Raw genomic sequence first — 10266 nt, 5'->3', positions numbered from 1 at the left:
GCGGGCTTGCTCGCGAATGCGGTTTATCATTCAGCATCTTTATTGGCTGACCCACCGCATTCGCGAGCAAGCCCGCTCCCACACTGATCGCATTTCAACTTCAGAATTGAGGAAGTTTATGGACTGGAAACCCCACATCACCGTCGCCACCATCGTCGAAGACAACGGCCGCTTCCTGATGGTCGAAGAACACAAGGCCGGTCGCAACGTGCTCAACCAGCCCGCCGGCCATCTGGACCCGAACGAAACCCTGACCGAAGCCGCCGTGCGCGAAACCCTCGAGGAAACCGGCTGGGACGTCGAACCGACCGGCGTACTGGGCATTTACCTCTACACCGCCCCGAGCAACGGCGTGACGTACCAGCGGGTCTGCTTCATCGCCAAACCGCTGAAACACCACGCGGATTATCAACTGGATGACGGCATCGTCGGCGCCAAGTGGTTGACCCGCGACGAATTAATCGAGCAGCGCGACAACTGGCGCAGCGAGCTGATTATCCGCTGCATCGACGACTATCTGGCAGGCCAACACTTCGGTCTCGAATTGATCCGTCCTTCTCTTTAGCCTTGCGGGCCCGAGCCTGCTAGAATCGCGTCCTTTTTCAAGACACTCATTGAATCCCTATGCGTGATCCAGCCCCTTCTGACACACAAAAGAAGCGCGTCATTGTCGGCATGTCCGGCGGCGTGGACTCTTCCGTTTCCGCCCTCCTGCTGATCGAGCAGGGTTATGAGGTGGAAGGCCTGTTCATGAAGAACTGGGAAGAAGACGATGGAACGGAATACTGCACCGCCATGGATGACCTGGCGGATGCTCAAGCCGTGTGCGACAAGATTGGCATCAAGCTGCACACCGCCAACTTCGCCGCCGAGTACTGGGACAACGTGTTCGAGCATTTCCTCGCCGAATACAAGGCCGGACGCACGCCGAACCCGGACATCCTGTGCAACCGCGAAATCAAGTTCAAGGCGTTCCTCGACTACGCCATGATGCTTGGCGCCGACCTGATTGCCACCGGTCACTACGTGCGTCGCCGCGACATCGATGGCCGCACCGAACTGCTCAAGGGCCTGGACCCGAACAAGGACCAGAGCTACTTCCTGCACGCCGTCGGCGGCGAACAGATCGCCAAGACCCTGTTCCCGGTCGGCGAGCTGGAAAAACCGCAAGTGCGCGCCATTGCCGAGAAATACGAACTGGCGACCGCGAAGAAAAAGGATTCCACCGGGATCTGCTTTATCGGCGAGCGCCGCTTCAGCGACTTCCTCAAGCAGTACCTGCCGGCGCAACCGGGCGAGATCAAGACCACCGAAGGCGAAATCATCGGCCGTCACCACGGCCTGATGTACCACACCATCGGCCAGCGCCAGGGCCTGGGCATTGGTGGCCTGAAAGATGCCAGTGACGAGCCGTGGTACGTGCTGATCAAGGACCTTGAACACAACGAGCTGATCGTTGGCCAGGGCAATGATCACCCGTGGCTGTTCTCCCGCGCCCTGCTCGCCTCGGACATCTATTGGGTCAACCCGATCGACCTGAGCCAGCCACGCAAGCTGACCGCCAAGGTTCGTTATCGCCAGAGCGACCAACCCTGCACCCTGGAAAAAACCGCCACCGGTTATCGCGCAACCTTCGATGATCCGCAACGCGCGGTCACTCCGGGCCAGTCCGTGGTGTTCTATGACGGTGAAATCTGCCTCGGCGGCGGCGTGATTGAAGTAGCCGAACCGTGGACGAGCAAGGGCCAGGCCCTATGAACCCGATTCAGGAGCAACTGACAGCACTGGGCGGCGTGTTTCTCGCCGCGGTGCTGGTGGACAGGATCGCCAAGACCGGCCAGACCAACGAAGCCGGCCTGACCTGCATGCTCGGCAGCCTGCTGATCCGCGACCCCAAGGACACTTTGGAGGTTTACGGCGGCGACGACATCAACCTGCGTGAAGGCTACCGTGCGCTGATCGGCGCCCTCGAACGCGACCCGAGCGCCCTGCAGCGCGAACCGCTGCGCTATGCCCTGGCCATGCTCGGCCTTGAGCGTCAGCTGGCCAAGCGCAACGACATGCTCGACGTGATCGGCAAGCGCCTGCCGCAGATTCAGTCCCAGGTCGAACACTTCGGCCCGGCCCACGAAAACGTCGTCGCCGCCTGTGGCGCGCTGTATCAGGACACCCTGAGCACCCTGCGCCAACGCATCCAGGTGCACGGTGACATGCGCAACCTGCAACAACCGAGCAACGCCTCGAAAATTCGCGCCTTGCTGCTGGCCGGCATTCGTTCGGCGCGCCTGTGGCGGCAATTGGGCGGTCATCGCTGGCAGCTGGTGATCAGCCGCCGCAAATTGCTCAAAGAGCTTTACCCCTTGATGCGTAACGAATAACCCGCATCGACAGAACCAAACTCAGCAATACGCGTAATACGCCGGTCAGTTGGCGACGGACCGGCGGATTTTTTCATGTATGATACGCGCCCCATTTCGTTGCCCGACTGTCCGAGAACACCCCATGCAGCTTTCTTCGCTCACTGCGGTTTCCCCTGTTGACGGCCGCTACGCCGGCAAAACCCAGGCCCTGCGCCCAATTTTCAGCGAGTACGGCCTGATCCGTGCCCGCGTTCTGGTTGAAGTGCGCTGGCTCCAGCGCCTGGCCGCTCACCCTGCCATCAGTGAAGTGCCGGCGTTCTCCGCCGAAGCCAACGCTGTGCTCAACACCCTGGCGGAAAACTTCTCTCTGGAGCACGCCGAGCGCGTCAAAGAGATCGAGCGCACCACCAACCACGACGTCAAGGCCATCGAATACCTGCTCAAAGAGCAAGCGGCCAAGCTGCCGGAACTGGCCAAGGTCAGCGAGTTCATCCACTTTGCCTGCACCAGCGAGGACATCAACAACCTGTCCCACGCCCTGATGCTGCGCGAAGGCCGTGATGACGTGATGCTGCCGCTGATGCGCCAGACCGCCAACGCCATCCGCGAACTGGCGATCCGCTTCGCCGACGTGCCGATGCTGTCGCGCACCCACGGTCAGCCGGCCTCGCCGACCACCCTGGGCAAAGAGCTGGCGAACGTGGTTTACCGTCTGGAGCGTCAAATCGCTCAAGTCGCTGCCGTTCCGCTGCTGGGCAAGATCAACGGCGCTGTCGGCAACTACAACGCCCACCTGTCGGCCTACCCTGAGATCGACTGGGAAGCCAACGCCCGCGCCTTCATCGAAGACGAACTGGGCCTGGGCTTCAACCCGTACACCACGCAGATCGAACCGCACGACTACATTGCCGAGCTGTTCGACGCGATCGCCCGTTTCAACACCATCCTGATCGACTTCGACCGCGACATCTGGGGCTACATCTCCCTGGGATATTTCAAGCAGCGCACCATCGCTGGCGAAATCGGTTCGTCGACCATGCCGCACAAGGTCAACCCGATCGACTTCGAAAACTCCGAAGGCAACCTGGGTATCGCCAACGCACTGTTCCAGCACCTGGCGAGCAAGCTGCCAATCTCCCGCTGGCAGCGCGACCTGACCGACTCCACCGTACTGCGCAACCTCGGTGTCGGCTTCGCCCACAGCGTGATCGCGTACGAAGCCAGCCTCAAGGGCATCAGCAAGCTTGAGCTCAACGAGCAGAAGATTGCCGCTGACCTGAACGCCTGCTGGGAAGTATTAGCCGAGCCGATCCAGACCGTGATGCGTCGCTACAACATCGAAAACCCGTACGAAAAGCTCAAAGAACTGACCCGCGGCAAGGGCATCAGCCCAGAAGCGCTGCAGACTTTCATCGATGGCCTGGACATGCCAGCCGCCGCCAAGGCCGAGCTGAAATTGCTCACCCCGGCGAACTACATCGGCAACGCTGTAGAACAAGCCAAGCGCATCTGATCGACCGCTAGACCCTTTTAAGACGCCCGGCCGCGCCGGGCGTTTTTATTCCCGTCTGAAAAGTGCATTTTTTCAATAGGTTACACATGAATCCTGATATTCCTCTTCAACTTCTGGGCGGCATCACGGCACGGGAATTCCTGCGCGACTACTGGCAGAAAAAGCCGCTGTTGATCCGTCAGGCGATTCCTGATTTCGAAAGCCCGATCGACGCCGACGAACTGGCCGGCCTGGCGCTGGAAGAAGAAGTCGAATCGCGACTGATCATCGAGAATGGCGAGCGCCCGTGGGAACTGCGTCGCGGCCCGTTCGCCGAAGATGAATTCAGCAAGCTGCCTGAAACTGACTGGACCCTGCTGGTGCAAGCCGTGGATCAGTTCGTCCCGGAAGTCAGCGAACTGCTGGAAAACTTCCGCTTCCTGCCGAGCTGGCGCATCGACGACGTGATGATCAGCTACGCCGCACCAGGTGGCAGCGTTGGTCCGCACTTCGACAACTACGACGTGTTCCTGCTGCAAGGCCACGGCAAGCGCAACTGGAAGATCGGCCAGATGTGCAACACCGAGAGCCCGATGCTGGCCCACGCCGACCTGCGCATCCTCTCCGAATTCGAAGCCACCGATGAATGGGTGCTGGAACCGGGCGACATGCTCTACCTGCCGCCACGCCTGGCCCATTGCGGCGTCGCCGTCGATGAATGCATGACCTACTCGGTCGGCTTCCGCGCACCGAGCGCTGCTGAAGTGCTGACCCACTTCACTGATTTCCTCAGCCAGTTCCTGTCGGACGAAGAACGCTACACCGACGCCGATGCCTTGCCGACTGCCGATCCTCACCAGATCCAGCGCGACGCACTCGACCGCCTCAAAGGCCTGCTGGCCGAGCACATGAGCGACGAGCGCCTGCTACTGACCTGGTTCGGCCAGTTCATGACCGAGCCACGCTACCCGGAACTGGTGGTGGGCCCGGAAGACGTCGAAGAAGAGGACTTCATGTCCGCCCTGGAGCAAGGCGCAATCCTGATTCGCAACCCGAGCGCACGCCTGGCGTGGTCTGAAGTCGATGACGACCTGCTGCTGTTCGCCAGCGGCCAGAGCCGCTACCTGCCGGGCAAACTGCGCGAACTGCTGAAGATGATCTGCGCCGCCGATTCGCTGCACGCCGATAACCTTGGCGACTGGCTGAGCGACGAAGACGGCCGCGGCCTGCTGTGCGAACTGGTCAAGCAAGGAAGCCTGGGGTTTGCCGATGAATAAGATTCACGTTCGTGTCGCAGACTGGCAGAAGGACAACGCCGAGATCCGGCGCATTCGTGAGACGGTGTTCGTCGCCGAGCAATCCGTTCCGCCAGAACTGGAATGGGACGCCGATGACATCGATGCAGTGCATTTCCTCGCTTACGAAGGCGACTTTCCGATTGGCACCGCCCGCCTGTTGCCCGACGGCCACGTCGGCAGGGTATCGGTGCTCAAGGACTGGCGCGGCCTGAAAGTCGGCGATGCACTGATGCAAGCGGTAATCGGTGAAGCCGAAGAGCGCGGACTCAAGCAGCAGATGCTCAGCGCCCAGGTACAAGCCACGGCGTTCTATGAGCGCCTGGGCTTTCACCTGGTCAGTGAGGAGTTCCTGGAAGCCGGGATTCCGCATGTGGACATGGTTCGCCATTCAGCCTGAGACCCGGGTGCCTCCATCGCGAGCAAGCTCGCTCCCACAAGGGATCTCCAGCGACCACTAATTGTGTGTCAAACATAGAACCTCTGTGGGAGCGAGCTTGCTCGCGATGAGGCCCGACGAAACACCACAAAACGCCCCGCCATCAACCGATGCCGGGGCGTTTTGCTGCCTACGATTCAACTAGCGCCACTCCAGGCCGACAACCTGATACCTGTAGGAGCGAGCTCGCTCGCGATGGACGTAAACGATAACTCGCACCCCCAGGCAAATCGCGTCGCCTGCAAATTCATCGCGAGCAAGCTCGCTCCTACACACCCAGGGCCGACAAACTGGCTCTATCATCAATTCAAGTTGGCGGAGATAACGGATATGTCCCTACGCACCCTGCTCAGCACCCTGCTGGTAGCCTGCAGTTTTTCGGTCATGGCAGCCACCGAAATCGTGCCCCTGAACTACCACACCAGCGCCGACCTGCTGCCGGTGGCGCAGGATTTCGTCGGCAAGGACGGACAGGTCAGCGCCTACGGCAATCAACTCATCGTCAACGCCGATCAGCGCAAGATCGACGAACTTAAAGCCCTTCTTTCGCAACTCGACACCGCTCCCAAGCGCCTGCTGATCACCGTCGACACCAGCGACAACAACTTCCAGGGTGACCAGGGTTATTCGGTGAACGGTGCCAAGCCAAGCCAGACCCGCATCATCAACTACAGCACCGATAGCCGCGACGGCGGCATTCAGCAAGTGCAGGCCAGCGAAGGCGCACCGGCACTGATCCAGGTCGGCCAGAGCGTGCCGCTGACCAGTTCGCAGACCGATTCCTACGGCGACCTGCGCAGCCAGACCGAATACCGCAACGTCACTCAGGGCTTCTACGTCACGGCAAACGTCACCGGCGACATCGTTCACCTGTCGATCAGTACCAACCGTGACCGCATGAGCCAGGAACGTCCCGATGTAGTGAACGTACAAAGCACCGACACAACCGTCACCGGCCATCTCGGCGAGTGGATCCTGCTGGCCGGGGTCAACGGCCAGACCCAGGCCGACAAACAGGGCCAGACCCGCAGCTACTCGACCCAGAGCCGCAACGACATGACATTGCGGGTGAAAGTCGACACCCTGGACTAAAGCACCAAAAACTGACTGACGAGTCGTATTAGACCAAAGATGTAGTGCCTGAAAAAAAGCACTACAAAACGTTTGACGAGGCAAAAAAGCGAAGGCATGATGGCCTCGCTCCCGCTAATCAGAGGCCCTGGCAAGGGCCTTCGAGGCGATGTTCGCACCTACCCCCGCGAACCGCTTCGTGTCTGTACCGCCCACAAGGTGTGTTTGACGAGGTTGTCGACTGGAACGAAGTTGTCCCGAGGGACGGAAGCGTAATAGGTAACCCGGCACCACACTGTTGTTCGCACCAAGGCCCACGACGCCTGAATGCGCCCGCAGTTCGCCTTTACCTGCTCACTTCCCCTCGAGCCGATCGTTCATCCCGTCGCCCTCCCCGCCGAATCCGACTTGACCGCTTAAGCTTCTGGTCAGCGAGCGCAGGAATTTTCCACCGCAGAACAACTTTTCATAAAGACGCGACGAGGTTTATCTCCCATGGCACTGACACGCGAACAGCAAATTGCAGCCCTCGAAAAAGACTGGGCTGAAAACCCGCGCTGGAAAGGCGTGACACGCACTTACTCCGCTGCTGACGTCGTCCGCCTGCGTGGCTCGGTTCAACCTGAGCACACCTTTGCAAAAATGGGCGCCGAGAAGCTGTGGAACCTGGTGACCCAGGGTGCCAAGCCAGCCTTCCGTCCTGAGAAAGATTTCGTCAACTGCATGGGCGCCCTGACCGGCGGCCAGGCTGTACAACAAGTCAAGGCCGGTATCCAGGCGATCTACCTGTCTGGCTGGCAAGTGGCTGCGGACAACAACTCCGCCGAATCGATGTACCCGGACCAGTCGCTGTACCCGGTGGACTCGGTTCCAACCGTGGTCAAGCGCATCAACAACTCGTTCCGTCGTGCCGACCAGATCCAGTGGAAAGCCGGCAAGAACCCGGGCGACGACGGCTACATCGACTACTTCGCACCGATCGTGGCTGACGCCGAAGCCGGTTTCGGCGGCGTACTGAACGCTTACGAGCTGATGAAGAGCATGATCGAAGCAGGCGCCGCCGGCGTTCACTTCGAAGACCAACTGGCTTCCGTGAAGAAATGCGGCCACATGGGCGGCAAGGTACTGGTTCCTACCCAGGAAGCCGTACAGAAGCTGACCGCTGCCCGCCTTGCTGCCGACGTTGCCGGTACTCCGACCATCATCCTGGCCCGTACCGACGCTAACGCCGCTGACCTGCTGACGTCCGACTGCGACCCGTACGACCAGCCATTCGTGACTGGCGAACGTACCCAGGAAGGCTTCTACAAGGTTCGTGCCGGTCTGGACCAGGCCATCGCTCGCGGCCTGGCCTACGCTCCGTACGCCGACCTGATCTGGTGCGAAACCGCCAAGCCAGACCTGGACGAGGCTCGTCGCTTCGCTGAAGCGATCAAGAAGGAATACCCGGACCAACTGCTGTCGTACAACTGCTCGCCTTCCTTCAACTGGAAGAAAAACCTGGACGACGCGACCATCGCCAAGTTCCAGCGCGAACTGTCCGCCATGGGCTACAAGCACCAGTTCATCACCCTGGCCGGCATTCACAACATGTGGCACAGCATGTTCAACCTGGCGCACGACTACGCCCGCAACGACATGACTGCCTACGTGAAGCTGCAAGAGCAGGAATTCGCTGACGCTTCCAAGGGTTACACCTTCGTGGCGCACCAGCAGGAAGTGGGCACCGGCTACTTCGACGACATGACCACCGTGATCCAGGGTGGCTCGTCCTCGGTAACCGCGCTGACCGGTTCGACCGAAGAAGAACAGTTCCACTGATCTGCTTCGCCTGAGACATCAGCCGCTACGGGCCGAATAGAAAGCTAACCGCAGCGCTGCACATCTGACGCCCCGACTGGTTCGGGGCGTTTTTTTTGCCTGCGATTCAACAAACACTGCAAAAACCCTGTGGGAGCGGGCTTGCTCGCGAAAGCGTCGGATCAGTCGACATCAATACTCAATGATGAACCGCATTCGCGAGCAAGCCCGCTCCCACAGGGGAAAGTGGTGATCTGAAAATCATTGACCCAGAGCGGTACGGCTGTCAGAAAAACCCGCTAAAACACACCCCTCCGCTACTTGCTGTAACGCCCATATAAGACAACTTCCCGAGTATCCGAAGGACAAGCAGTTTAAAAACCATGCCAAACAATACTGATTATCATTTATCGCAAACAATGTTCGTTACATTCCCTACAAAACATAATTGACGAAATGCCGGCTAATGCCCAAGGCGCAAGGCCTGCGGGGCTTTTGAAGCGCGCTATGTCCTTATTCCTATAATAAATTTCGCTATAGGAATTTTACTTGCCGGGTGTTTAGCCATAAAATCAGCGGGATTGATTGCTGCGACATATCGTCACTGCTTTTGTTTCTTTTCAAGCTCAGAGACCTTTGCTCTCTGTTAAGGATTACCAGCATGCCCGAAGCGACAGGACTCATGGCCCACAACTGGGGCTTTGCCATTTTCCTTCTAGGCGTCGTCGGCCTCTGTGCCTTCATGCTGGGCGTCTCCAGCCTCCTTGGGTCAAAAGCCTGGGGCCGCAGCAAAAACGAACCGTTCGAGTCCGGCATGCTACCTACAGGTGGCGCCCGCTTGCGGCTCTCAGCCAAATTCTATCTGGTCGCGATGCTCTTCGTGATCTTCGATATCGAAGCCCTCTTTCTCTTTGCATGGTCTGTGTCCGTCCGCGAAAGCGGCTGGACCGGATTCGTCGAAGCTCTCGTTTTCATAGCAATTCTGTTGGCAGGCCTTGTCTACCTATTCCGAGTGGGCGCCCTTGACTGGGCTCCGGAAGCTCGGCGCAAGCGGCAAGCGAAGCTGAAACAATGAGGCTTTGGCAATGCAATACAATCTCACCAGGATCGACCCCGATGCTCCTAACGAGCAGTATCCGATTGGCCAGCGGGAAACCGTTTCCGATCCGTTAGAAGATCAAGTCCACAAAAACATTTTCATGGGCAAGCTCGAAGACGTGCTTAACGGCACGATCAACTGGGGGCGCAAGAACTCCCTGTGGCCGTATAACTTCGGTCTTTCGTGCTGCTACGTGGAAATGACCACCGCCTTCACGGCGCCCCACGACATCGCGCGCTTTGGCGCCGAGGTTATCCGGGCATCGCCGCGCCAGGCGGATTTCATGGTTATCGCCGGTACCTGCTTCATCAAGATGGCGCCGATCATTCAGCGTCTCTACGAGCAAATGCTCGAGCCTAAATGGGTCATCTCCATGGGTTCGTGCGCCAACTCCGGTGGCATGTACGACATCTACTCCGTCGTTCAAGGGGTGGACAAGTTCCTGCCCGTGGACGTCTACGTGCCTGGTTGCCCGCCCCGCCCTGAGGCTTTCCTGCAAGGCTTGATGCTGTTGCAGGAGTCGATTGGCCAGGAGCGTCGTCCACTTTCCTGGGTCGTTGGCGATCAAGGCGTGTACCGCGCCGAGATGCCTTCCGAAAAGGAAAAGCGCCGCGAACAGCGTATTCAGGTAACCAACCTGCGCAGCCCCGACGAAGTCTGATCCAGATCTGCTTCTTTAATAGAACGAGAAACTGGCTTCATTCTTTACG

At 59.2% G+C, this 10266-nt stretch carries 10 protein-coding genes; all 10 read left to right on the top strand.

The window, feature by feature from the left end; translation table 11 throughout:
* The first annotated feature begins 118 nt into the window (after positions 1-118).
* The 10 genes from KGB28_RS10655 to KGB28_RS10605 all read left to right on the top strand — a co-directional run bounded on the left by KGB28_RS10655 (position 119) and on the right by KGB28_RS10605 (position 10217).
* On the top strand, positions 119-565 hold the full coding sequence (locus tag KGB28_RS10655; RefSeq protein ID WP_223444760.1) for an NUDIX hydrolase: 447 nt from the start codon (positions 119-121) through the stop codon (positions 563-565).
* 59 nt (positions 566-624) lie between these two features.
* Positions 625-1758, top strand: coding sequence for a tRNA 2-thiouridine(34) synthase MnmA (gene mnmA / locus KGB28_RS10650; protein WP_007972086.1), 1134 nt, complete (start codon positions 625-627; stop codon positions 1756-1758).
* A complete protein-coding gene (hflD, locus tag KGB28_RS10645; RefSeq protein WP_008053455.1) occupies positions 1755-2378 on the top strand; it encodes a high frequency lysogenization protein HflD in 624 nt (207 codons plus the stop codon). The genes mnmA and hflD overlap by 4 nt, the downstream gene beginning before the upstream one ends.
* A 124-nt stretch (positions 2379-2502) precedes the next feature.
* Positions 2503-3873 carry an adenylosuccinate lyase gene (gene purB, locus KGB28_RS10640; RefSeq protein WP_223444758.1) on the top strand — a complete coding sequence of 457 codons (1371 nt, stop codon included), beginning with the start codon at positions 2503-2505 and terminating at the stop codon, positions 3871-3873.
* Positions 3874-3959: 86 nt separating this feature from the next.
* A complete protein-coding gene (locus tag KGB28_RS10635) occupies positions 3960-5129 on the top strand; it encodes a cupin domain-containing protein (RefSeq protein ID WP_223444756.1) in 1170 nt (389 codons plus the stop codon).
* Entirely contained in the window at positions 5122-5547 is a 426-nt protein-coding gene (locus tag KGB28_RS10630; protein ID WP_223444755.1) for a GNAT family N-acetyltransferase, read from the top strand. Before KGB28_RS10635 ends, KGB28_RS10630 begins: the two co-directional genes overlap by 8 nt.
* Positions 5548-5916: 369 nt before the next feature.
* A complete protein-coding gene (locus KGB28_RS10625; protein WP_223444753.1) occupies positions 5917-6678 on the top strand; it encodes a secretin N-terminal domain-containing protein in 762 nt (253 codons plus the stop codon).
* A 474-nt stretch (positions 6679-7152) separates the two neighbouring features.
* A complete protein-coding gene (gene aceA, locus KGB28_RS10620; RefSeq protein WP_034146910.1) occupies positions 7153-8478 on the top strand; it encodes an isocitrate lyase in 1326 nt (441 codons plus the stop codon).
* A 640-nt stretch (positions 8479-9118) separates the two neighbouring features.
* Positions 9119-9532 (top strand): NADH-quinone oxidoreductase subunit A, encoded by a 414-nt coding sequence (locus KGB28_RS10610; RefSeq protein ID WP_003223812.1) that lies wholly within the window; start codon positions 9119-9121, stop codon positions 9530-9532.
* Positions 9533-9542: 10 nt separating this feature from the next.
* Positions 9543-10217: a NuoB/complex I 20 kDa subunit family protein gene (locus KGB28_RS10605; protein WP_007970441.1), complete on the top strand. Its 675-nt coding sequence runs from the start codon at positions 9543-9545 to the stop codon at positions 10215-10217.
* Positions 10218-10266 lie beyond the last annotated feature (49 nt).

The sequence above is a fragment of the Pseudomonas sp. BF-R-19 genome (genome assembly GCF_019956445.1).
In the GTDB taxonomy this organism is placed as follows: Bacteria; Pseudomonadota; Gammaproteobacteria; order Pseudomonadales; family Pseudomonadaceae; genus Aquipseudomonas; species Aquipseudomonas fluorescens_BH.
The sequence above is the reverse complement of the archived record's forward strand: the minus strand, read 5'-3'. Positions and strand labels throughout refer to the sequence as shown.

What these genes read in the sequence shown, in the direction of transcription:
- KGB28_RS10655 (WP_223444760.1), top strand. Translation starts at nt 119, where the DNA reads ATGGACTGGAAACCCCACATCACCGTCGCCACCATCGTCGAAGACAAC.
- mnmA (WP_007972086.1), top strand. Translation starts at nt 625, where the DNA reads ATGCGTGATCCAGCCCCTTCTGACACACAAAAGAAGCGCGTCATTGTC.
- hflD (WP_008053455.1), top strand. Translation starts at nt 1,755, where the DNA reads ATGAACCCGATTCAGGAGCAACTGACAGCACTGGGCGGCGTGTTTCTC.
- purB (WP_223444758.1), top strand. Translation starts at nt 2,503, where the DNA reads ATGCAGCTTTCTTCGCTCACTGCGGTTTCCCCTGTTGACGGCCGCTAC.
- KGB28_RS10635 (WP_223444756.1), top strand. Translation starts at nt 3,960, where the DNA reads ATGAATCCTGATATTCCTCTTCAACTTCTGGGCGGCATCACGGCACGG.
- KGB28_RS10630 (WP_223444755.1), top strand. Translation starts at nt 5,122, where the DNA reads ATGAATAAGATTCACGTTCGTGTCGCAGACTGGCAGAAGGACAACGCC.
- KGB28_RS10625 (WP_223444753.1), top strand. Translation starts at nt 5,917, where the DNA reads ATGTCCCTACGCACCCTGCTCAGCACCCTGCTGGTAGCCTGCAGTTTT.
- aceA (WP_034146910.1), top strand. Translation starts at nt 7,153, where the DNA reads ATGGCACTGACACGCGAACAGCAAATTGCAGCCCTCGAAAAAGACTGG.
- KGB28_RS10610 (WP_003223812.1), top strand. Translation starts at nt 9,119, where the DNA reads ATGCCCGAAGCGACAGGACTCATGGCCCACAACTGGGGCTTTGCCATT.
- KGB28_RS10605 (WP_007970441.1), top strand. Translation starts at nt 9,543, where the DNA reads ATGCAATACAATCTCACCAGGATCGACCCCGATGCTCCTAACGAGCAG.